At 36.3% G+C, this 24,827-nt stretch carries 17 protein-coding genes; 15 read left to right on the plus strand and 2 right to left on the minus strand.

Annotation, left to right across the window (positions count from 1 at the left end):
- The first annotated feature begins 31 nt into the window (after positions 1 to 31).
- From FHR29_RS16935 to FHR29_RS16945, 3 genes are all read left to right on the plus strand, one after another.
- Complete coding sequence (locus FHR29_RS16935; protein ID WP_183915934.1) at positions 32 to 2,410, plus strand: ABC transporter permease; 2,379 nt, start codon at positions 32 to 34, stop codon at positions 2,408 to 2,410.
- A 41-nt stretch (positions 2,411 to 2,451) separates the two neighbouring features.
- Positions 2,452 to 4,836, plus strand: coding sequence for an ABC transporter permease (locus FHR29_RS16940; RefSeq protein ID WP_183915936.1), 2,385 nt, complete (start codon positions 2,452 to 2,454; stop codon positions 4,834 to 4,836).
- 68 nt (positions 4,837 to 4,904) lie between these two features.
- Positions 4,905 to 7,310: an ABC transporter permease gene (locus FHR29_RS16945; protein WP_183915938.1), complete on the plus strand. Its 2,406-nt coding sequence runs from the start codon at positions 4,905 to 4,907 to the stop codon at positions 7,308 to 7,310.
- A 158-nt stretch (positions 7,311 to 7,468) separates the two neighbouring features.
- On the opposite strand, the gene FHR29_RS16950 is transcribed toward FHR29_RS16945, so the two are convergent.
- Complete coding sequence (locus FHR29_RS16950) at positions 7,469 to 8,149, minus strand: hypothetical protein (RefSeq protein ID WP_183915940.1); 681 nt, start codon at positions 8,147 to 8,149, stop codon at positions 7,469 to 7,471.
- 510 nt (positions 8,150 to 8,659) lie between these two features.
- Here FHR29_RS16950 and FHR29_RS16955 point away from each other — a divergent pair.
- From FHR29_RS16955 to FHR29_RS16985, 7 genes are all read left to right on the plus strand, one after another.
- A complete protein-coding gene (locus FHR29_RS16955) occupies positions 8,660 to 11,101 on the plus strand; it encodes an ABC transporter permease (RefSeq protein ID WP_183915942.1) in 2,442 nt (813 codons plus the stop codon).
- 347 nt (positions 11,102 to 11,448) lie between these two features.
- A complete protein-coding gene (locus tag FHR29_RS16960) occupies positions 11,449 to 11,670 on the plus strand; it encodes a helix-turn-helix domain-containing protein (RefSeq protein WP_031289462.1) in 222 nt (73 codons plus the stop codon).
- Positions 11,671 to 11,913: 243 nt separating this feature from the next.
- The gene (locus tag FHR29_RS16965; RefSeq protein ID WP_183915944.1) at positions 11,914 to 14,358 is read left to right on the plus strand and encodes an ABC transporter permease; all 2,445 of its coding nucleotides are present in this window, start codon (positions 11,914 to 11,916) and stop codon (positions 14,356 to 14,358) included.
- Positions 14,359 to 14,584: 226 nt separating this feature from the next.
- Positions 14,585 to 15,493 carry a DUF4097 family beta strand repeat-containing protein gene (locus FHR29_RS16970; protein ID WP_183915946.1) on the plus strand — a complete coding sequence of 303 codons (909 nt, stop codon included), beginning with the start codon at positions 14,585 to 14,587 and terminating at the stop codon, positions 15,491 to 15,493.
- Between the two features lie 430 nt (positions 15,494 to 15,923).
- Complete coding sequence (locus FHR29_RS16975; protein WP_183915948.1) at positions 15,924 to 18,320, plus strand: FtsX-like permease family protein; 2,397 nt, start codon at positions 15,924 to 15,926, stop codon at positions 18,318 to 18,320.
- Positions 18,321 to 18,388: 68 nt separating this feature from the next.
- Positions 18,389 to 19,048, plus strand: coding sequence for an ABC transporter ATP-binding protein (locus FHR29_RS16980; RefSeq protein WP_132773453.1), 660 nt, complete (start codon positions 18,389 to 18,391; stop codon positions 19,046 to 19,048).
- A 78-nt stretch (positions 19,049 to 19,126) separates the two neighbouring features.
- On the plus strand, positions 19,127 to 19,975 hold the full coding sequence (locus FHR29_RS16985) for a transglutaminase-like domain-containing protein (RefSeq protein WP_132843711.1): 849 nt from the start codon (positions 19,127 to 19,129) through the stop codon (positions 19,973 to 19,975).
- A 7-nt stretch (positions 19,976 to 19,982) separates the two neighbouring features.
- Here the strand turns inward: FHR29_RS16985 and FHR29_RS16990 are convergent, their stop codons facing one another.
- The gene (locus tag FHR29_RS16990) at positions 19,983 to 21,110 is read right to left on the minus strand and encodes a hypothetical protein (RefSeq protein ID WP_183915950.1); all 1,128 of its coding nucleotides are present in this window, start codon (positions 21,108 to 21,110) and stop codon (positions 19,983 to 19,985) included.
- Between the two features lie 155 nt (positions 21,111 to 21,265).
- On the opposite strand from FHR29_RS16990, the gene FHR29_RS16995 reads away from it, so the two are divergent.
- The 5 genes from FHR29_RS16995 (at position 21,266) to FHR29_RS17015 (ending at position 24,807) form a co-directional block, all read left to right on the plus strand.
- A complete protein-coding gene (locus FHR29_RS16995; RefSeq protein WP_021192033.1) occupies positions 21,266 to 21,916 on the plus strand; it encodes an epoxyqueuosine reductase QueH in 651 nt (216 codons plus the stop codon).
- A 108-nt stretch (positions 21,917 to 22,024) separates the two neighbouring features.
- Positions 22,025 to 22,561, plus strand: a complete 537-nt coding sequence (locus FHR29_RS17000) for a DUF177 domain-containing protein (RefSeq protein ID WP_132843715.1) — start codon at positions 22,025 to 22,027, stop codon at positions 22,559 to 22,561.
- A 14-nt stretch (positions 22,562 to 22,575) separates the two neighbouring features.
- Positions 22,576 to 22,767 carry a 50S ribosomal protein L32 gene (gene rpmF / locus FHR29_RS17005; RefSeq protein ID WP_021192035.1) on the plus strand — a complete coding sequence of 64 codons (192 nt, stop codon included), beginning with the start codon at positions 22,576 to 22,578 and terminating at the stop codon, positions 22,765 to 22,767.
- 106 nt (positions 22,768 to 22,873) lie between these two features.
- The gene (plsX, locus tag FHR29_RS17010) at positions 22,874 to 23,812 is read left to right on the plus strand and encodes a phosphate acyltransferase PlsX (protein WP_021192036.1); all 939 of its coding nucleotides are present in this window, start codon (positions 22,874 to 22,876) and stop codon (positions 23,810 to 23,812) included.
- A gap of 5 nt (positions 23,813 to 23,817) precedes the next feature.
- A complete protein-coding gene (locus FHR29_RS17015) occupies positions 23,818 to 24,807 on the plus strand; it encodes a beta-ketoacyl-ACP synthase III (protein ID WP_021192037.1) in 990 nt (329 codons plus the stop codon).
- The last annotated feature ends 20 nt before the right edge of the window (positions 24,808 to 24,827 follow it).

The following is a 24,827-nucleotide window of genomic DNA, read 5'->3' on the forward strand; positions in this document are numbered from 1 at the left end:
TTAAAAAAATTGACTACTTTATACGATAACGATGATAAAGAACTATATCAAAATCGCATGGCGTAATTTATTGAAAAATAAGGCTTTCTCTAGCATCAACATCATTGGATTGGCTATTGGTATGGCCGGAACTTTGCTTATTGCGCTATGGTTGCAAAATATGCTGAGTATGGATCGGTTTCACGAGAAAAGTGATAGACTCTTTATCATCAGTAATCACGATCTTTATCAAGGTGAGATGCAGGCATGGACCAATACTCCCAAAATAATGGGTCCTATTTTAAAAAGTGATTATCCTGAAATTGAAAGTTTTAGCCGTATAGAAGACGGTAATAAATTCTTGACAACTTATGGCGATAAAAAATTGGTTTCCAATGCCAGTTTTGTTGATCCCGGATTTTTCAACATGTTCAGCTATCCCTTACTCAAAGGTGACAAAACGAACCTTTTGAAAGATGCAAATTCAGTCGTCATTACTGAGAAATTTGCGAAATCTCTTTTTGGAGATGAGGATCCTATAGGAAAATCTATAAAAGTCGAATCCAATAACTTGGTAACAGTTCAGGCCATAATTAAAGATCCAACAAGTTATAGCAGTATTCAATTTGATTATCTATTATCATGGGACTTTGCTAAGAAATTAGGGTTTGTTGACGAAAACTGGTCCAACAACTCTACTTATACCTATATTTTATTGAAGGAGGGTACATCCTTACAGGAGTTCAATGATAAAATAAAACTCGTGAGCCAAAATCATATCAATGTAGGTAACAATGAAATCAAGTCCACGAATGAGATCTTTGCTTTTCCCTATAAAGATACCTACTTATACAATAAAAGCATCAATGGGTCATATACGGCCGGTCGTATTCAACTGGTACATTTATTCTCTTGGATTGGAGCATTTATCTTGTTAGTCGCCTGTATTAACTTTATGAATCTGAGTACAGCCCGCTCCGAAAGAAGAGCCAAAGAAGTGGGTGTCCGCAAGGTTGTAGGCGCTGGTCGCAAAAGCCTCATGTTACAGTTTATTGTAGAAAGTATCTTAATCAGTTTTGGGGCTATGATATTGGCCATCATCTGTGTGATATTGGTTCTACCTGCATTTAATAATCTTGTAGAGAAAAATCTTCATATTTCTTTACTCTCCGGTAGTACCTGGTTCTTTTTAATTATTTTCTCGGTTATCACAGGGGTTTTAGCGGGTAGCTATCCTGCATTTTTCCTTTCCTCTTTTAAACCGTTGAAAACGCTTAAGGGAAAGTTGAATACCTACAATAAAGGCCTCAGTGTACGTTCTTTTTTGGTTATTCTTCAATTTTCGATCGCTATCATTCTGACTATAGCAACAATTATCATATTTCAACAGATCCAGTATACGAAAGATCGGGATCGGGGTTATAATGACAATGGCTTATTAACGACCCGTTTTTCAGGAGAATTAGACAAAAATTATCTAACGTTACGTAATGAATTGCTGGCTAGCAATGCTGTACTTTCTGTATCTAAAAATATGTCTCCTGTTACCGATCGCTATAGTAATGGATGGGGTTTTTCCTGGTCTGGTAGTACCGACAGTGATAAAAAAATATCTTTCAATCGTTTCAGCACCGATGCTGATGCAGTAAAAAACCTGGGATTCGTACTTATGTCGGGACGTGATATTGATGTATATAAGTATAAGACCGATAGCAATGCAATGCTTTTAACAGAAACTGCTGTTCGCAAAATGCGGTTAAAAAACCCCTTAGGGCAAATCATTAAAGGCGATGGAAGAGATTGGACTGTGGTCGGTATAATCAAAGATTTTATCGTGGAATCTCCATTTGATGAAATTATTCCTATGGTGGTATTTGGTCCTAGATCCTGGTTTACAACCATACATTACCGATTGAATCCAAACAATAGTACTGCTGTTAATTTAAAAACTATAGAATCTATCTTCAAGAAATACAATGCTGACTACCCATTTGATTATAAATTTATTGATAAAAATTTTGAAGCTAAATTTAAGGAAACACAATCTATTGGCACAATTTCCATGCTTTTTGCTGGATTAACAATCTTCATTTCCTGTTTGGGCTTATTTGCCCTAATCGCCTATATGGCAGAGACACGAATGAAGGAAATTGCTGTTAGGAAGGTATTGGGAGCATCTGTTGGGCAATTAACATCTTTGCTCTCTTTAGATTTTCTAAAATTGGTCCTTATAGCAATTCTTATCGCATCACCGATAGCATGGTGGACAATGAATGACTGGTTGAAAGATTATAGTTACCGCATTGAAATTCAATGGCATTATTTTGCTATTGCAGGTCTTATGGCTATTCTGATCAGTTTGGCAACGATTAGTTACCAAGCGATCAAAGCCGCTCTTTCAAATCCTGTCAATAGTCTACGTGATGAATAACAGGCTTAATAGATATTTTAAATAAAATTTAGAACAAGTAAATGATTCAGTTATTTTTTAAAACAGCATTTAGGCAGCTCGTAAAGCACCGGTACTATTCAATTCTGACCATTATTGGTTTAGGATTAGCGATTGCATGTGGTTTGTTCATTTACATTTACAATAGCTATCAGCTTAGCTACGATCAATTTCATCATCAAAAAGATCGGACTTACATGGTTGTTTACGATCTTAAGCTGGAGCAGGTTGAGCATGAAAAAGGAGGATCATTTGCCATGTATGAGGCCATTTCGAAAGAAATGCCACAGATCGAGAAAACTGCTTTATATATTGACAAAAAAGATTTCACTATAGAAATCGAAGATAAACAGTTCAAAACAGATGGAAAAGCAGCTTTTGCTTCTTCAAATTACTTTAATATGCTTGATTTCCCCTGGGAACAGGGGAATCCTAAAGATTTAGATGCGCCTAATACTGTCGCGCTTACTGCATCTACTGCTAAGCTTTATTTCGGAGATGAAAATGCAATAGGAAAAACAATCCTAGTTGAGGGTGAATTTCCTATAAAAGTTATTGGTATTATCGATGATAGTCGAAAAAATTCTGACTTTAGATCGGAAGTTTACTTTTCCTTAAAATCGATTCCGACACTTTTTAAGATTGATACCAAGGATGATTATTTTCATAATTGGGGTTATACAAATACGAACAACAATATTTTATTGACTTTAAGGAATAATGAAGATAAGGTTCAGGTAGAAAAAACAATCCATGAGCTTGTCGGAAAATATTATGATAAAAGTGTACTAGAATATTATTCCTATAAACTGCTTCCGTTAACCGATTTTCATTTTGATAAAGACTATGGAAAAGGTACCCAAAAATCGCTACTACAGATATTGTCAATTATTGCCCTTGGCATTAGTATCATGGCAATCGTGAATTACAGCAATATTCTTTTTGCTCAACAGATGAACCGTAGTGTTGAAATGGGGGTAAGAAAAATTTTAGGGAGCTCAAAGAAACAACTCTTTTACCAGTTTTTATTGGAGACTTTAATATTGACCTTTCTGTCCACTATTTTTGCACTCATTTTATTAAGCATTTTCCTAAACTGGAGTAATGGGTATCTTTTTCAAGATGAACCTGTAGCAATTCTTTCTTTCAATTCACTGATTAGTATTGTCGGATTGACCTGGATCTGCACGGCTCTTCTGACTAGTGTTTATCCTTTACTTTTCGTCAATAGGACACCTATCCAAGATGCTCTAAAAAAACTGACAATGGGTCCATGGAGTTTCACCAGAAAGTCTTTCATTATTTTGCAAAATATAATCGCGATGGTACTTCTGATCGCAACCTTAGTGATCATTCTTCAAGTCCATTATCTTAAAAATACGGATCTGGGATTTGAGCGCGAGCAGGTATTCCTTTTTCCTATGAAAAAAGAAATGTTTGCCAGCAAAGAAAAAATTAAGCATTTCCTTGCGAAACGGCCTGACATTACCTCATTTAGTTTTTGTGATAATCCGCCAGCAAATGATAAAGTTTGGGGAGGAACTATTCAATTTGATGATCGGTCAGATTGGGAAAAATGGCCTGCCCGTTATGCTATTGCTGACTCTTCATATATTAAAACATTTAATATCAAACTTGTCGCTGGACATAATTTTAATGATAACCCCAAGAATCCGGAGTTTTTGATCAATCAAAAAATGGCCAGGGACCTCGGATATGAGAACCCATATGATATCTTAGGGAAAAGCCTTAACGCGGGAGGATTAAATGAGGAAAGCATCGGAAAGATTGTTGGTGTTGTAGCTGATTTTAGTACAAACTCTCTAAAGGAAGGTATAGCGCCGACAGTTATCGGCTATAATGCGGGGCGTTTAAAAAATATAGCCATCAAGTTTAATGGTACAAATCCACAGCAATTTATACATGAATTTGAACAGCAATGGAGGGATTGGTACCCTACGGAAATATTTGAATATAAATTTTATGATGAACAAATCGCTAATTTGTATGCAAAAGAAACACTAACTGAAAAACTGATTTGGATCGCTGCGGTCGTTTCTGTTATCATAAGCACTATGGGCTTTTTAGGATTGTTATCGATCACTATTCTGAAGCGAACCAAAGAAATTGGTATCCGAAAAGTTCTTGGCTCTTCTATAGCAGGAATTATTCAATTATTGACGCAAGATTTCGTTAAATGGATGATCATTTCTGGTATAATAGCTACGCCAATTGCCTTTTATTTGATGAATAGATGGCTGGAAGATTTTCCTTTCCGAATTGAGCTGACATGGTGGATTTTTGCTTCAGCGTTGCTCTTTGGAGTCATGACTACGTTATTGGTAATCAGCTTTCAATCTTTCAAAGCCGCGCGGGCAAATCCGGTAGACAGTTTGCGGGATGAATAAGTAACGCGATTAAACCCATAATAAGATAATCAAACCCGAGGCTTAGCGCTGCGGTAAAAAATATAGCTATGTTAAAGAATAATATCAAAATCGCCTGGCGCAATATCATAAAACGTAAGTATGAAAGTTTAATCAATCTTTTGGGTTTGATCTGCAGTATTACTTTCGTCATACTGGTCGGCGCATATGTTTGGGAAGTGCATCAGGTCAATAGTGAACTTCGCAACAAAGAGCAACAATATATATTACAAAGTAATTATAAGAAAGAAGGTTTCGGCATCCCACTAACAAGTATTGGTGCTTTGCCAAAAGCTTTAAAAGAAGAGTATCCACAATTGGTGGCAAATTATTACCGCATCGACGGTTTGACCTGTATTGTCTCTCATGGCGAGCAGATATTTGAAGAAGGGACAGTTTTAGGCGATCCGACATTACTGGATATGTTTGGTTTTGAGATTTTTGCTGGAAATTCAACAACTGCATTAACGAAGCCTTTCACTGTGGTCATCACCGAAAAAGCTGCTCAAAAGTATTTTGGAAAAATAGATGTTTTGGGTCAAACACTTGAAATCAAAAACTTCAAAGGCGATAAACAACCCTTCACCATTACAGGTGTAATCAAAGAAAATACTCAAAACTCCGTCATGCAATTAAATGACGCCATGAAGTCCGATATTTTTTTACCGATAGCGAGTGAATCGTATTTTGGAAGGTCTATCGACAACTGGCAAAACCCTTATATTGCATCATTTATTGAGCTACAGAAAGGTGTTACGCCTGAGCAACTCGCTATTCCTATCCAGGCTCTGGTAAAGCGCAATACGGATGGTGAGTTTTCAACAAACTATGCCCCGGATTTAAAGCCTTTGAAAAGTTACTTTTTAGATGATAATAAGGGAGCTGTCCGCAAAATGATTGCTACTTTATTATGGATTGCAGGCTTCGTATTGTTGATGGCCATCATTAACTTCATCAATATCACCATCAGTCAAAACATTACCCGATTGAAGGAGATCGGGATTCGCAAAATGATGGGTTCTTCCCGTTCGCAGATCATATCCCAGTTGATAGCCGAATACATGACAACCATGCTGATTGCTGTCACGATCAGTCTTCCTATTTATGTACTTTTAAGTCCTATTTTTGAAGAAATCTTTATGCGCAAGTTACCATCGTTGGCAGCACTACCTTTTAGTTTTTATATTTTACTTTTCTTATTTGCATGTATTGTTGGTCTTTTAGCAGGTATCTATCCAGCAATCAAACTTTCAGGCAATGACATTCTACAGTCTGTGAAAAATAAGTTTACACAAGGTAACGGCAAACAGGCCGTTCGTCGCGTACTCATCTTCACACAGTTTGCAGTCGCTGTCATTATACTAATGGCTACAATCATTATATCGAAACAAATTAATCTATTTATAAATGGTGAGCTGGGCTATAATAAAGAATCGGTATTGAACGTTCAGGTACCCCGTGACTGGACTGAACAGGGGCTTAAAAAGATGGAAACGACGCGAGATGAGTTCCAAAGACTTCCACAAATAGAGTCCATTAGTCTTTCTTATGAGATCCCTGGCTTTATTGGAGGCAATAATCAAACACTTTTCAACACGAAATCGGAAAAAACAGTGCACTCTAAGATCATTATGTCTGATTCTTATTTTGCAAAAACGTATCAGATTCCGCTATTAGCGGGTCATTTTTTAAATCCTAACAGTTCTCAAAATGACCAAATTCCTGATGTGGTCATTAATAAAGAGGCACTGCTCGCTTTAGGGTTTACAAAAGCGGAAGAGGCTATTGGCCGAACAATCGGTTTTGGAGAAGCTAACGTTCCTGTCATGATATCTGGGGTAACAGCAGACTTCGTTCCAAACTCCATGAACGATGAAGCTACGGCAATAGCGTGGATCAATATTTCCAGATCTGCACAATTCCGATTTTTGAGTATCCGTTTAAAGGATGGTTCTTTGTCTTCATCTATGGAGGCTTTGGAAAAAAAATGGAAAGAACTCCTTCCTGATGCACCGTTTGAGTATCAATTTACAGATGACCGCATCCAAAAATTATATGAAACAGAACTGCAATTGCAACGTGCCTCCCAGATTGCAACTATTGCATCTTTACTGATCGTCGCCTTGGGCATCATCGGGTTGATTACATTATCCATCAACCTGCGTAATAAAGAAGTGGGTGTACGCAAAGTGCTTGGTGCTTCTTTGATGCATTTAATTTTACTTTTTTCAAAAGAGTTTTATCTCATTTTTATTCTGGCTTTATTGGTAACTATACCTGCCAGTTATATGCTGATGAATGTCTGGTTACAGAATTATAATAACCGCATTGCTATCGATGTAGTGACATACCTGCTCCCATTGGGGTTTTTAGCATTATTGCTGGGTACACTGATTGTAGGTATTATCTACCGAGCTACGCGATTCAATCCGATTGAGAAGTTAAGGGATGAGTAAAAAACAAAGCCGTAGGAGTTACGAAGCAAACTATACAAGCCGACTGAGAGGTGGGCGGTTTATAACTGGTGTTTTCCTACGGCTTAAGGTTTTAAAATGCTAATCTAAATTGTCATAAGCTTAGCTTACTCCTATTTTTCATAGTTTCTTGCTTCTATTTAAGATTTCACCTTATTTATCTGTAAATACGCAAATCCAGGAAAGTTCTTTTTACTGGATATCTTTTGCTCTAAATGATAGTCTTCCTTCTTATCTAAATAATCTTGTAAAACCAACATCAAATTTTTAGGAGATATAGATCTATCGATAGAATTTTGACATTTATTAAGTATTTCATAAGCGATTCTTTCTTCTGTAAAATAACCTTCTACAAACAACTGTCGCATAAGACTTCTTAATTGTTCAATTTCTGTAGCTGTTGAATTATTAAAGCAATCAATATCATGTCTTGAATCTATTAACAAGAAGATGGTTTTGATAGCTTTCTTGTTTTCATCCAACTGTTTGAGCTCATAAATTACACGATCACTAAAAATAGTTACAAACATGTCATAGTCAAACTTTTGATGATCAACATCAACAGATTTAGGGTAAGCTGCTCCGGCATTATAATCTAACACCTGTGTAAATATGTAAAGATCATGCGCATAGACACTCTTTATTTTAAAAGTCTCTATTTTTTCAATAAAATCATGCTCTTTACCCATTAAAAATGAAACTTCTTCTGTTGATAAATGTTTTGCTGTCCGTAGTAGCATCATGCGGTAGATAATGGTGATTTCAATCTCACTACACCGAATTGTGTGGACTTTGGTTCCTGGTATAATTTCTTTTTCCATAATTCAATAATATTGTATAGTTATTCTATACAAAGAAACATTATTACTAGCATAATTCAAAACAATTATATAGATAAATAATTCATTTTATAATTTTATCTATACATTACAATATAGTATATGATGTTTTTATAACAACAAAACTCAACGAATTTTTGGTAGATAGGTAAATCAATAACTATAGTTCGAGAAACTGCGATAAAACACTCATTAATAACCTTATGATAAGTAATATTCAAACTTGGTATAGACATCTCATTGAAAAATTTTGATCAACATAATAATCTCATAATCGATATTTACAATGGACATAGCCTAGGAATATTTTAAAATCTTAAAGCGCATTCGTACGAAAACGAACGAAAACTGTTCATTTTCGTACAAACCTCAACTGCGAAAAAACAACTAAACAACTACAAATCAAATACATAAATATTTGGCAATGCAATTGTTTTCAGATGTATGTCCCATACTATATTGATAGGACCCTGTGAAATAAAAACAATTATTATGTTGATCAATAATCTTAAAATCGCCTGGCGGAATATCACAAAGAATAAACTGTATTCCAGTATTAAGATTGGTGGCTTTGCCTTTGGTATTGCCATCTGCATTTTAATTGTTTTATATATTAAACATGAGACGAGCTATAACAAGTTTTATCCAGATGTAAGCCGGATCTATCGTATTGTATCACAAATTCCGAATGGGGATGATGTAATGAGAGGACTATCTTTGACCGCACCAGCGGCAAAAGTAATTAAAGAGGAAGTCCCGGCAGTGGAACAATCCGGTCGGATATTGCCCAATCCGCTTTTTGGGGCTGGAGGTAATCAATTAACATTGGGATCTGGACCAGAAAACTATTATGACGATGGATTTGTGTACGTAGATCAATCCATTCTGGAAATGTTTCCTTCACCCATGATCTATGGACAATTGGAGCATGCTCTGGACAATCCAAATTCTATCGTCCTGACCAAAAGTAAAGCTTCAAAATATTTTAAGGATAATCCTGTAGGTCAACAGATTTATCTGAACAATGATAAATCGAAGGCTTATACGATTAGCGCTGTTATCGATGATATCCCAAGCAATTCGACACTGTATGGCTACACATTTTTCATGTCTTTAGCAGGTGAGCCTTTATATCCAGGTGAGCAAAATAGTTGGATGGCTACAAATTACACTGTGTATGTCAAACTGAGAGAAAATAGTGATCCCAAGCAAACGCAAAGTATTATTCAGAAAGTATATATAGATGGTCATCTAATCCCTGAGACGCAAAAAGCAGGTGGAAGCATTAAACCTTGGTTTCGTCAGGTAAAAATGTATTTACAAAATGCTTCTGATATACACCTTTACTCTACGGGTATCCGCGATGACAAAGTCTCGATATTAAATCGGGGAGATATTAAGATGATATGGGCATTTGCATCTATTGCGGCCTTTATCTTACTGATCGCCTGTATCAATTTCATCAATCTTTCTACCGCAAATGCGGCGACAAGAGCTAAAGAAATTGGTATTCGTAAAACCATTGGCTCAAACAGAAAATCTTTAATTGGTCAGTTTATGGTCGAAGCTATCTGTTATAGTTTAATTTCACTGATCATCGGCCTTTTGTTAGCTTGGATCTTATTACCATTATTTAACAATCTGGCTAATAAAAGTTTAGAGATTCCAATATTTAGCTGGTATTTTATTCCGACACTCCTTGTTTCTTTGCTGTTTATTGGAAGTTTAGCCGGTATTTATCCGGCACTTTACCTATCGGGATTCAAACCTATTTCAGCATTAAAAAATAAACAGGATTCTACTCCAAAAAGTTCGTTATTACGCAATGGTCTTGTTACGTTTCAATTTGCAACTTCTATTATTTTAATCGTGAGTGCACTTATTGCCAATCAACAGGTTAATTTTATTTTAAACAAAGATCTGGGTTTCAGTAAAGATCAGGTCATCGTATTACGTGGCATCACCACTTTATCTCAGGATCTAGCTAGTCTAAAGAATGAATTAAAATCACTTCCTTACGTTTCTGATGTTTCTGTGGGAGACTACCTTCCTGTACCTATTGATGGTGTGAAACGAAATGGAAATTCCTTTGCACTTGATGATAATAAAGATGTACAACTTGATAGAGGAGCACAATTCTGGCTTGTTGACGATACTTATTTATCTACATTTGAGTTGCGCTTGTCTGAAGGCCGCAATTTCAATCCCAAATTGGCTTCAGACAGTTCGGCTACTATTGTTAACAAAACGCTTGTGGAACAATTGGGACTCACACATCCGATCGGTGCCAAAATCAATAACGGTCAGTCCTGGACTATCATTGGAGTGGTGGACGACTTTATATTTGAATCGCTAAAAGAGGAGTCTGGGCCAGTTTCTTTAGCTCTTGGAAACAGCCCTTCCCTCCTATCTATAAAAGTTAAAACTGGTCATATAGATCAATCTCTTGCACAGATTACTAAAGTCTGGGATAAATTTTCTCCCAATCAAAAGATCAATTATAGTTTTTTAGATGAAGGTTTTGAAAGTTTATATCAGGATGTTGAGCGTACAAAAAATATTTTTACAAGTTTTGCCTTTATCGCTATTTTCATTGCCTCATTAGGTTTATTTGGCCTTGCCACATATATCACTCAACAGCGTACAAAGGAGATCGGTATCCGAAAAGTATTGGGTGCAAGTAGTATTAGTTTGTTAAAACTGCTATCTAGCAATTTCATAAAACTGGTATTCATTGCTATCGTTATTGCTGTTCCCATATCGTGGTGGTCTATGGATACGTGGTTACAGGACTTCAACTATCGTATTGAGATAAACTGGTTATATTTTTTATTGGCAGGCTTTTCGGCTATCCTTATTGCTATCGTTACAATCAGTTACCAAACGTTGAAGGTTATTCGAACCAATCCTGTAGATAGTCTACGCGATGAGTAAGGTTCGTGATAAAATATAATAAAGGATTTTAGTGTTTGTTTAAAATCTCTTCTAAGAGATTAATATGTTTATGTTATGCCGGTTGTTCGATGATGGACAGCCGGCATTTTTTTACTATAACATCTATTATGTACATTCTTCTTATGTAGAAATTTTCCTTGTTGTCAACATAAGTTTTTTCTAATTATCAGTTTTTCCTTTAAGTTTTTCTCATTCATAAATTTATTTATATACATATTCTATACAAACAAACCGAATAACTGGCAATATTCGCAATGATTGTATATTTAAATACAACATTTTGTATTTTTATCTATACAGATGAGCAGACAGTAAATAGTATTATAATGACAAAACTTGGAGAGATTTTAGCAAAGAAATCCGTCAATAAATCTATGGTGGCACGCAAGACGGGACTAAGTAAAGCACGTATCAATGAACTAACGATGAATGATACAGCAAAATTGCGGTTAGATGAAATGTATCTTATTGCTCTGGCAACGGATAGTGATCCAAATGAGATGATGCTTAAATTATGTGAAGACCTACGATTGAAAGAGCCTGAATAATAAAAATAAAATGATCGATCCTGTCCAATGACAATATAACCGATCGGTTTTTAGATCCTGACTAAAGTATTTGTACGGAAGCGAACGGAAACTGTTCATTTCCGTACAAATATAACCTGCCAAAAACAACCACAATAAACTCATTAACAGCGATATAACTATTTGGCAACACAATTGTCTCTATAAGTTACGCCCCCACTATCATCATGATAGGATATGGCTATGTAAATAAATACTGTTGTTATGTTGGTAAATAACCTTAAAATTGCCCTGCGCAATATTTCAAAGAATAAGTTTTATTCCAGTATTAAAATTGGCGGATTTGCTTTTAGTATTGCAATTTGTGTACTGATCGTTCTCTACATCAAACATGAAATAAGTTACAACAAGTCTTATCCGTCAATGGATCGTGTTTATCGTCTCATTGTACAAGCTCCAGAGGGAAATAAAATCAATCGCTGGGTATCGCTTTCTGCTCCAGGAGCTAGAACATTAAAAGAGGAAATTCCTGCCATTGAGAACTCCGGGAGAATACTCCCAAATCCGCAATTAGGAGCAGGTAGTAATCAGCTTTCGATTAATAATTTGCCCGATAGTCATTATGATGATGGATTTGTCTATATCGACCAATCCATATTGGATATGTTTCCATCTTCGATGCAATATGGTCAGTTACAGCATGCTTTAGATAAACCGAATACCATTGTGCTGACCAAAAGTAAAGCGCTTAAATACTTTAAGGGTAATCCTATTGGTCAACAGATCTATCTCAATAACAATAAGTCAAAGGCTTTTACCATTACAGGGGTCATCGATGATATTCCCAGTAATTCGACCTTATCTGGATATGGTTTCTTTATGTCCTTGGCCGGAGAACCATTTCACCCTGGTGAACAGAATAAATGGACAAGCAATAATTACACGATTTATATCAAACTGACTCCACAGGCAAATATAGATCTTGTTGAAAAAGAGATTAATAAAATTTACATCACTGGCCATTACATTCCGGAACTGATAAAAGCGGGAAGAAAAATAGGGCCTATTGTCCATCAAATTAAGATCAGTCTTCAAAATGCTTTAGACATTCATTTACATTCATCTGATATCGAAGATGATCAAGTATCGACACTAAATCGCGGTGATATTCGCATGGTGTGGATTTTTGCATCGGTAGCTCTGTTTATCCTACTGATAGCTTGTATCAATTTTGTAAACTTATCGACTGCCAATGCCACGACTAGAGCAAAAGAAATCGGTATCCGAAAAACAATTGGATCTAACCGAAAAAGTCTAATAAGTCAGTTTATGACGGAGGCATTATGCTATAGCTTTATTTCTCTATTTTTAGCGATACTCATCGCTCACCTATTATTGCCTGTCTTTAATAATATCGCTCATAAATCAATTGAAATTCCGTGGTTCACGTGGTATTTTATACCTTGTTTATTGATTTCGGCTATTATAATCGGTAGCATCGCAGGGACATATCCAGCACTTTATCTTTCTGGTTTTAGACCTATCACGGCATTAAAAAATAAACTGGTTAACAATGCAAACCCTTCATTGTTACGGAATGGTTTAGTCATTTTTCAATTTTCAACATCGATTATTTTAATCGTTGGGGCATTGATCAGTCATCAGCAAATTCAATACATGCTGCAAAAAGATCTGGGATTTAACAAGGATCAGGTTATTGTACTTCGAGGTCTAAATGTAATAGGCGATCAGCTTGGTCCATTTAAAAATGAACTAACTTCGATTCCCTCCGTAAATCATATTTCCGTTAGCGACTATCTTCCGGTTCCGATAGATGGTGCAAAAAGAAATGGTAACGCGTTTTGGTTAGATGGAAGACGTGAACTTGATCTTGCAACTCAGGGTCAGTTTTGGAGAGTCGATCAAGAGTATCTGGCTACTTTTGAAATTGAAATGGCTGAAGGCCGCAACTTCAATGCGCAGATAGCCTCGGACAGCATGGGAATCATCGTTAACAAACAGATGGTTAAAGAAATGGGAATTAAGAATCCAATCGGTACAAAGATTACGAATGGTGAAACATGGACAATTTTAGGGGTAGTCGATGATTTTATTTTCGAATCGCTCAAAGGTGAAGGTACAGCTCCGGTTGGTCTGGTACTCCGGGATAGCCCTTCTTTGTTGTCTATTAAGGTAAATCCGCAACATATGGATGAGACACTGAATGCGATAGCAAAAGTCTGGGATCAGTTTAGTCCAAATCAAAAGATCAATTATAGCTTTATGGATGAGAGTTTTAAAATATTATATCAAGATGTGGAGCGAACAAAAAATATTTTTACCTGCTTTGCAGTTGTCGCCATCTTTATCGCTTCACTGGGTCTTTTTGGACTGGTCACCTATATCACGCAACAGCGAACTAAAGAAATTGGTGTTAGAAAGGTTTTAGGGGCAAGTGATATGCGCTTATTGAAATTATTATCGGAAGATTTTATGAAACTTGTATTAGTCGCTATTATTATTGCTACACCTATTGCCTGGTGGGCCATGAATACATGGCTTGCCGACTTTAATTACCGTATCGACATCGGTTGGATATATTTTATTATTGCTGGTGGATGTGCTATTCTGATTGCTTTGGCAACAATCAGCTTGCAAACGTTAAAGGTAATCCATACAAATCCCGTGGAGAGTTTAAGAAATGAATAGGATTTTCTGATCACCAGCTGCATTTGTTGTGGGATTGAGATTCATTATTGTTCAAAACCGAACGTAAACTGTTCAATAGCGAACAGGTAATTCTTAAAATAAAAATAACAAATCACTGACTACTAATTGATAAGGAGAATGGCAAAATGATTGTATGTTATAGTGAATACATTGTGATTGTATCTTAATAAGGTACGCCAATTAATATCTTAATAAAAACACGAATATGAAAAGATTTATTCAAACCACATTATTACTATTGTTGGTACAGGTTTCTTTTGGTCAAAAAATGGTACGGAAAGAAACTTTTCAGAACAGCAAAATTAAAGATCTCGAAGTCAGCACATCGGCCGGGGCAATAAAAGTAACCGGGTCTAATAACCAACCTGGTTCGGTTGAAGTCTGGGTGTCTCGCAACGGAAACTTACTCAATTCATCAGCGGATTTAGAAAAATTATTGCATGAAGAGTATGACGTTGTCATCCAGTTAGAAAGTGGAAAATTGACCGCATCTGCTAAACGTAAAAAAGGAAACAATGGTAACAGTTCGGTTTCTGTTGCTTTTTATGTAACAGTTCCTGAGTCTGTCAACAGTAATCTGAGCACTTCAGGAGGTAGTATACAGCTGAATGCACTAAATGGCAAGCAAACATTCCGAACTTCGGGTGGTAGTTTACAAATTAAATCGTTAGCAGGAAATATTTCAGGTAAGACTTCAGGTGGCAGTATCACTGCTAGCAACAGTCAGGGCGATATACAGCTCAACACTTCTGGAGGATCTATAAATCTGGATAATTGTTCTGGTAATATCCGTATTGCTACAAGTGGCGGATCAATTAATGGTAAGAATGTAGAAGGATTAGTTGATGCACATACAAGTGGCGGAAGTATTACTATGGATATGAAGCGTATGTCGGATGACATTACATTAGCTACATCTGGTGGTAGCGTGAAGATTAAAGTACCAGAAGGAAAATATAACGTCGACCTAAAAGGTTCACGGGTCAATCTTCCGTCCGCTCAAAATTTTTCTGGCAGATCTAATAAATCTTTGGCTCAGGGTGCAATTAATGGAGGTGGAAAAAAAATAGATGCCCGTACTTCTTCAGGTTCTGTATCGCTAGATTTCTATTAACTAAATCTATACCAGATCTTTAACATATAAAAGTCAATAGATCACATGTTAATAATCTGAGTATAATAAAAAAGAGTATTGAATTTTTCGCTTGCTTTTCTAACGAAGCAAGCGAAAAATTACTGACGTCTCTTATGAAGTCCCCCTGCAAATTGAAATTTCCCGCCTCCCCTATTTCCATCCTAATCACGCATTAGCACTGTCTAACTGACTATGCATAATTTGTTTAATATTCTGCGATTAACAAATGATGAGGATTTCTTGTCCAATACTGAACGGTTACTGTTCGATATCGAACAGTAATATAAATTAAATACAGAACAACACACTGATAATCAAACACAAACCAAAATGGCAACGCAATTGCATCTTCCGCTTTTGTAATGACTTCATACATTTCATTTTTAACAACGAACTAAACAGGCGACATATGATCTTAAACGAAATCAAAATTGCATGGCGAAGCCTATTGAAAAATAAGTTCTTTTCATTGTTGAACGTATTCGGACTGATGTTGGGATTTACAGGTTTTATCCTGTCGTACCAATACATCAATAGAGAAACAAGCTATGATAAATGGAACCCCAATTATGATCGGATCTATCAGGTTGGACTGACCTCTTCAGAAGAATTTACAGATGCAACAAATGCCATGCTTGCGCCCTTATTGAAAAGAAGTTTACCCGAAATAGAAACTGCCGGCAGAAAAATAATTTATAGTTTTGGTACTTATCCACTTTTCGGAGAAAATACGGTATTAATTAAAGATGCGGCGGTAATAGATTCTTCTGCGGCACATATTTTTCAAATTGAAAGTAAGACCGGGAACCTTTATAAGAGTAAAATTCAAAATGAGGCCACTCTAGTAAAGCAAGGTATCGCTGAGAAAATTTTCAAAAAGGGGGATTTAAATTTTGACACCCCTAAGTCTGTTCCAGTGCTTAGTTTACTATTAGATCAACATGAACGTATTTATGGAATTAGTAAGAATAATGGTTTATCCCTGATTGACCATGACTTACTCTTTATAAAAGAACCTGAGGATTTATTTGCAGGAGAAATTCCATTTTCATATCAAACATACATTCAAGTAAAGCCTGGAACTAATATCGATGTTCTGGCCCGTAAAATAGACAAACTCTACCACGATAAAATTGTTCCTCTATCTCAAACAGCAGCTTTATCGCAAGGAAAAATTTATTTAGATCCCTTATCCAATCTACATTTAAGACCAAAAAATGGAAGTAATACGCCTTATCTCATGTTATGGATAATTGGCATCGTATCGATTATTATACTTGTATTAGCATCAGCAAATTTTGCCAACATGATCATGGCGCAAGCTGACAAACGTATTAAAGAGTTAGCATTAAAGAAAATACTGGGAAGCTCGCGCTGGACAATCATTCGTCAATTACTTTTGGAAGTCTTTATTTTGACATTAACTGCAGCTGTGTTTAGTTTTTTTATGCTAAGTATTACCGGAAATGTATTGCAAAAGTGGTTCAATGATGACCTCAAACAGTACATTTTAAATCAAGATACGGTAATGTATCTTTTTCTAGGTGTAATTGGCACAACCTGTCTATCCGGGATTTACCCAGCCTTCGTACTTTCGGGATTCAAATCTGTTAGTTTATTGAGGGGCGGACTTGGTAAGACGCAACGAAAAAATACACTCCGTAATGGTTTACTGGTTTTTCAAATTGGTATTGCTTTACTATTTATGACAGGGATGCTCATTATACATGAGCAGATCCGGTATATTCAAACCACAGATAAAGGATTTGAACCGGCACAGGTTATTACATATAAGGGCTTAGGAATGTATTATGATGGCACATTAAATGGTACATACTACAATCTTAAGGAACGACTGCAACAAGATCCCAGTATTTTATCGGTAGCTTCTGCAACAAATATGCCTGGAGATGGGGAGCTTCCTCCCAAAAAACAGTTTTCTCATAACCAAAAACAATTGGAATTCGATCACGTCGGGATCGATAAAAGCTATTTCAGCACACTGAATATAGCGGTATTAAAGGGAAATATTCCCACGTCAATCAAGCAATTGCTACAAGATTCTACTTCGCATTATGTAGTTATCAATGAATCGGCGGCTATGGCATTAGATCTAGGACAACCTATCGGAGCTAAGTTAGCCGGTTGTGATGTCAATTTTGAAATTATCGCTGTGGTAAAAGATAGTAAAGCTTATGGTTTTGAAAATGTCGTGAAGCCAACGGTCTATTCTTATAAAAATGAATGTGGATCTGCAAGACCCCAGGCAACATTAATTGTAAAAGCTGCTCAAGGAAAAGCAGCACAAGCTATCGAAACTGTAAAAAAAGAATGGCAACAAAATTCATCAACAAAATCATTGCCTCTGGAATATGCTTTTATGGATCAACAATATGCTTTGTTGCATAAAAAACAACAGGAGATGCAGACTGCTTTCAATAGCTTTACATTTTTAGCAGTTATTATTGCGGCTCTTGGTCTTTTTAGTATGGCCGCTTATCAAGTAACAATTCGTAAAAAAGAAATGAGTGTACGTAAAGTATTAGGTGCTTCTGTACAATCTATTTTCATGCAACTTAACAAACCGTTTTTCCAACTGTTTTTAACTGCTACTCTAATCTCTCTTCCTCTGACTTACTTCATACTCAATAGATGGTTGGACAATTTTGCTTACCGCATTGACTTGCAGTGGTGGTATTTTCTAATTGCAATCATGATAATTTTCATCATCATCTGCGTTTCGATCAGCTATCAGACTATACGTGCAGCAAAAGTTAATCCGATAGATAGTCTGAGAAATGAGTAAATTAGGATAACAACAGTTTAAAAATTATATATTACATACAGTTAAAATAACCAACAAAAATAGATAAAATGATACAGTTAAAACACTTATTTAAATGGTATAATGTTGGAAGTACACGTTCATTTGTACTAAAAGATGTCAGTCTAAATATTGAAGAGGGGGATTTTATTTCGATCATGGGACCTTCTGGATCTGGAAAATCAACACTATTAAACATCATTGGAATGCTTGATGAACCCGATGAGGGTGAATACCTATTTCAAGGTGAAAATGTGTTGGAGCTAAAGCCGAAAAAAAGAACACAGCTTTTTCAGTCCCACATGGGCTATGTCTTTCAATCTTATCATCTGCTTGATGAAATGACTGTGTATGAAAACATTGAAACCCCATTGATCTATAAGAATAAATCTTCGTCGGAGCGTAAGTCCATTGTCAGTGATCTATTGGACCGTTTTAACATTGTCGGTAAAAAAGATCTGTTTCCTTCACAGCTATCGGGCGGTCAACAGCAGATTGTAGGGATTGCAAGAGCTTTAGCCGGTTCTCCGTCGCTGCTATTGGCTGATGAGCCAACGGGAAACCTGAATTCTAAACAAGGAGAAGAAATCATGGAATTGTTTCAACAGCTCAACACGGAAGGTGTCACGATTATACAGGTGACCCACTCGGACAAAAACGCCACTTACGGAAAAAGAACGGTCCACATGCTGGATGGTCAATTAAAGTAACTCTATAACCATATACCTAGATATATCCCTGCATATGCTTCATTTGGCATATCGCGGGGATTTTTGTTAAATTTGTATATGGATGAAAAAGAATTACATGCTTTGGTTACTTTACTCGATGATCCGGATCAATTGATTTCTGAAGAAATCGAAAATAAATTATTGAGTTTAGGACCCGAGATCATACCTTCTTTAGAGGAGTATTGGGAGTCTGCTTTTGATCCCTTCATACAAGAACGCCTGGAGAAAATAATCCATGCAATACAGTTTGATCAAATTAAAAGTGAACTTCTGATCTGGAAGATGAGCAACTCATTTAACCTCTTAGAGGGCCTTATCATCATCAACAGCTATCAATACCCTTCTTACGACAATAACCTCATACGAATGAGCTTAGAAGAGCTAAAGCGCGATATATGGATGGAGTTGCGGTATGAAATGACACCCTACGAAAAAGTGTCACTGATGAATTATGTTCTATTTGATAAATTTGGTCTTTCCGGAAATACAAATGATTATCATAATCCGCAGAATTCGTTTATCGGTAGGGTTCTGGAAACAAAAAAGGGAAATCCCCTGACCCTTTCATGTATCTATAGTATCGTTGCTCAAAAACTGGATATCCCGATCTTCGGCATTAATCTTCCAAAGCATTTTATTTTATCTTATCTAGATGAGGATCAGAATGCAGATCATTTATTGTTCTATCTAAATGCGTTTAATAAAGGTCAAGTGATGCAAAAAGCAGATGTTATTTCATTCTTAAAACAACTGAACCTCCCGCTCTCAAAAGAATTTATGCTACCCTGTGACAATGTGACGATACTAAAAAGAGTATTGCGTAATCTTGTTACAGCTTACGAACAAAATGAAAGTGTTGGTAAGAAACAAGAAATCGAAATACTCTTTAAACTCTTAGAGGAATAATATAATCTTAATCGATCTCACTTGGCCCCCTTGCATCTAAAGATAGTGCAACAGGTGTTAAGGTATATTGTTTTTTCTTGTTGGGTTCCACATTATCTTTATCGGTAATCAAAAAACGAGAAACGATCTTAGTATCAGCATCGGCGACATACAAATATTTTGCTCCATCACGATTGTCAATCGCAACATCCAGCGGTCTTTTTAATCCTGTTAAAGCACCTGTAATGATACGTGTTGGTTGAATAGCGCGGTCTCCTGAACTGGCTAATAATGCTCCTGCTCCTTCAAATAATAAAATTCTTCCGACATTAGTACCGCCTGTAGAGGTATAACTAGCAAAAGCAAGTAAGTCCTGACGGGCGGAATAACTAAATCCTCTGATTTCACCTTGGTCTGCTATAGTTAGAACAGCTTTTGGTGGAAATGCTGTCTCACTCAAAACTGAATCTGCGGGTTGATTTTTTCTTAAGATATCCTTAAATATCGCAAGACCTTTCTTTTCTCCATTGACAGCGACATATAAATCTGAATTATCTTCGGCGTTTTTAAAAGCCATTGTCCATGGGACTAATTTCCCTAGGGATATCTGTTGATTTCTTTTTGCTTTTCCTCTGTAACTTCCTGGTCGTTGAAACAGATAGATACTCGGAGGTCTAGTACCTTCACCAAGATCTGCTACATATAAATTTTCCGAACCCTTATTATAATGGTAGGCTAATCCTCTGACACGGGTTAACAATCCATTTGAAATTAAACCATTAGATGAGGGAGCCCCTGTTAAAGGATTTACTGTCATTACCTGAATGCTTGTATCTTTTACAATACCACCCTCATTAGCACTGCTTTGAAAAATATACTCCGCAATTGGATTAAATAATATTGCGGCACCACCTTTTGTACTTGAATTATACGACAAAGAAGGTTCAAAATGCGTTAATGAGTCAGCAGGATCAATAATATCAATATTGTTATAAGGTGTCTGCCCCTCATCCAATTGATAGTCGGAAAAAGAAACATACAGCCTCGAGATTGCGACCTTTGCCAATGCTGGCTCATCATCCTCTCGTACACATGAAGTCAAGCATGTTACAATAGCCAATAAAAGTAAAGTTATATACGTTGTTAGTGATTTCATTTTTAATCTGATATAGGTACAAATCTACAAATATGATCCAATATAAAGATAAAAAAAGAGAGATTGGCGAGGGTACAATAAATTCTGTTTATCAAATATTTGCTAGTTCAGTACTTTTTGAGTAAAATTGCCAAACTTTTATCAGTAAAATAGCAATGGAAGAGAAGGAGTTCATCAGAGAAAAGTTAACATTACCTAACGAAGGCAAAAATCTGCTTTTACATTCGTGTTGTGCACCTTGTGCTGGTGAAGTAATGGAGGCTTTGATCAGCTCGGATATCAAATTCACAATCTATTTCTACAATCCAAACATTCATCCTCGTAAAGAATACGATTTACGAAAAGAGGAGAATATCCGTTTTGCAGAAAAACATAATATTCCTTTTATTGATGCCGACTATGACGTAGATCATTGGTTCGACTTGGCAAAGGGAATGGAAAACGAACCTGAGAAGGGTATTCGTTGTACGATGTGCTTTGACATGCGCTTTGAGAAAACAGCAGAATATGCTGCTGCGAATGGATTTGATGTTATATCAAGTTCTTTAGGAATCTCAAGGTGGAAAAACATGGATCAAATCAATGATTGTGGTGTACGTGCTGCCTCCCGCTTTGAGGGAATGGACTATTGGACATTCAACTGGAGAAAAAAAGGTGGTGCTATCCGCATGTTAGAAATATCTAAAAAAGAAAAGTTCTACATGCAAGAATATTGCGGATGCGCTTACTCTTTACGGGATACCAACCGTTGGCGAATGGAAAACGGTCGGGAAAAAATAGAATTAGGTAAAAATTATTATGAATAACCGCTTGCTATAAGGCATATAAATGAAGTAGGAATTGAAATATATTTTAAAAAAAAATTTCAATGCTAACTTATTTATACATACCTTTGCAGGCTCAAATGCAAGATTGTGAAACATCTAATACAATACAAAATACCGTTTTCGGGGCTAAATGCAGGGAAGCACAATTTTGAGTTTGAGATCGATAAAAAGTTCTTTGATTGTTTTGAGCATTCCATTGTTAAAGATGGTCATCTAACAGCAAATGTTGAATTACAGAAGCAAGAAAATCTGCTTATTTTAAATTTTACAATTGTTGGAGATATCGGATTGACTTGTGATGTTTGTTTAAGCGAATTTCCATCGCCTATTACAGTAAAAGAGCGGATATTGGTTAAATTCACCGCTGAGGACTGGACTGATAATACGGAAGAAGTATTGGTTTTATCCAAAAGCGATCACGAGCTAGACCTGACTGAATTGCTATATGAATATATCAATTTGGCAGTTCCTTTATTTGCTAAATGTAGTGATCAAGGAAAAGATATTACCTGTGATCCGATTATGTTAGCGCATATATCAACTGAGCAACAGAAAGAAGAGCAAGTAAAAGAAGAGAACATTGACCCACGTTGGGCCGCATTAAGAAATATTAAAAATAACTAAAACAGAAATACGAGATGGCACATCCAAAGCGTAAGACTTCTAAATCAAGAAGAGACAAGAGAAGAACACATTATAAAGCAGACAGACCTAGCTTAAGCATTTGTAAAGAAACTGGTGCAGTTCATTTACCACACCGTGCATACACTGTAGATGGTAATTTGTACTACAACGGTAAATTGATCATTGAAAATACGGCTGTTGTCTAACTTAGATCTTTCAAAACATAAAACATCCCAAAACGAGTATAATTTTCAGATTATACTTTAATTTGGGATGTTTTTTGCGTATTATTGACTTGAAAAATAATCACGAATGAAGATTGGTTTAGATATTTTAGGTGGCGATTATGCCCCTAATGCAACAATATTAGGTGCGATAGAAGCTCAACAACTCTTGACGGGAGATCAAAAACTTGTTCTTTTTGGTGATGAGGAGGAGACTAAATCGCTTATTGAAAAAGCTGGGGGTAATCCTTCGGACTTTGAATATATACATGCACCTGAAAACATTAGTATGGGTGAACACCCTACTAAAGCGATTACACAAAAACCCAACTCTAGTATAGCCAAAGGCTTTGAATTACTAAAAAACGGTGAAATTGATTCTTTTGCTTCTGCTGGTAACACCGGAGCAATGCTTGTCGGATCTATTTTTAGTGTAAAAACGGTACCTGGCGTACTAAGACCTGCTATAACGACAATTGTACCCAAACTGAAATCCGGTTTTGGACTACTCCTTGATGTCGGAGCTAATGCAGACTGTAAACCCGAGATGCTCAATCAATTTGCGATTTTGGGAAGTTTGTATTCGCAACATATGTTTGGTATTTCTTCTCCGAAGGTTGGTTTATTAAATATCGGTGAAGAAGAAGAAAAAGGAAATATCCTAACCACAACCACCTATCCCCTTTTAAAAAATAACGAACGCATTAATTTCATCGGAAATGCCGAAGGCCGTGATCTGTTTTCAGATATTGCCGACGTGTATGTTTGTGATGGTTTTACAGGGAATGTTGTTTTAAAGCTAGCAGAATCATTTTACGTAGTAACATTGAAAAAAGGACTTAAAGATGAGTTCTTCGACCGATTCAACTACGAGCAGTATGGAGGTAGTCCTGTTTTAGGAGTTAATGCTCCTGTTATAATAGGCCATGGAATATCAACTCCTCAGGCTATTAAAAATATGGTTTTACAATCTAGAGATATGATCCAGTCAGATTTTATTGACAAAATCAGATCTGCTTTTAATTAAATTTTATGTCAAAAATTCATGCTGCGATTACAGCAGTTGGTGGATATGTACCTGATTATATCCTCACAAATAAAGAGCTGGAAACTATGGTTGAAACCAATGACGAGTGGATTGTATCTCGTACAGGTATCAAAGAACGTAGAATCTTAAAAGGAGAAGGTAAAGCTACTTCAGACCTTGCTGTACCTGCGGTGCAACAATTATTAGAAAAAAGAGGAATTACTGCAAAAGATATTGATTTGATCATCTTCTGTACAAGTACTCCAGATATGCTTTTTCCTGCCACAGCTAATATCTTAGCCGATAAAATTGGGGCTACAAATGCTTGGGGATATGATTTACAAGCGGCATGTTCAGGTTTTCTTTTTGGCTTGACAACTGGTGTCCAATTTATTGAATCAGGTAAACATACAAAAGTATTGGTTGTCGGTGCCGATAAAATGTCTTCAGTAGTCAACTATCAAGATCGTAATACGTGTATTTTATTTGGAGATGGTTGTGGTGTAGTCCTACTGGAACCTAACACTGATGGCAATGGTATTCAAGATGCAATCTTGAAAACGGATGGTTCAGGTGGTCAATATTTAAATATCAAAGGTGGCGGTTCTCTAAATCCGGCTTCCCATGCAACTGTGGACGCAGGTTTACACTATGCTTATCAAGAAGGAAAAACGGTATTTAAATTTGCTGTTACCAATATGGCTAATGTAGCAGCCGAGATTATGGAGAAAAATAATCTTCAAGCTTCGGATATTGCTTATTTGGTACCCCATCAAGCAAATAAACGTATTATCGATGCAACAGCAGAACGTGCTGGATTACCGGAAGAAAAAGTAATGATTAATATTCAGAAATATGGTAACACCACAAGTGCCACTATTCCTTTATGTTTATGGGAATGGGAAAGTAAACTGAAAAAAGGTGATAACCTGATTTTAGCAGCTTTTGGCGGTGGATTTACTTGGGGATCTGTATACTTAAAATGGGCTTACTAAGTACAAATATTATTTTGTAG

The organism is Sphingobacterium sp. JUb56, assembly GCF_014191365.1.
Classification (GTDB): domain Bacteria; phylum Bacteroidota; class Bacteroidia; order Sphingobacteriales; family Sphingobacteriaceae; genus Sphingobacterium; species Sphingobacterium anhuiense.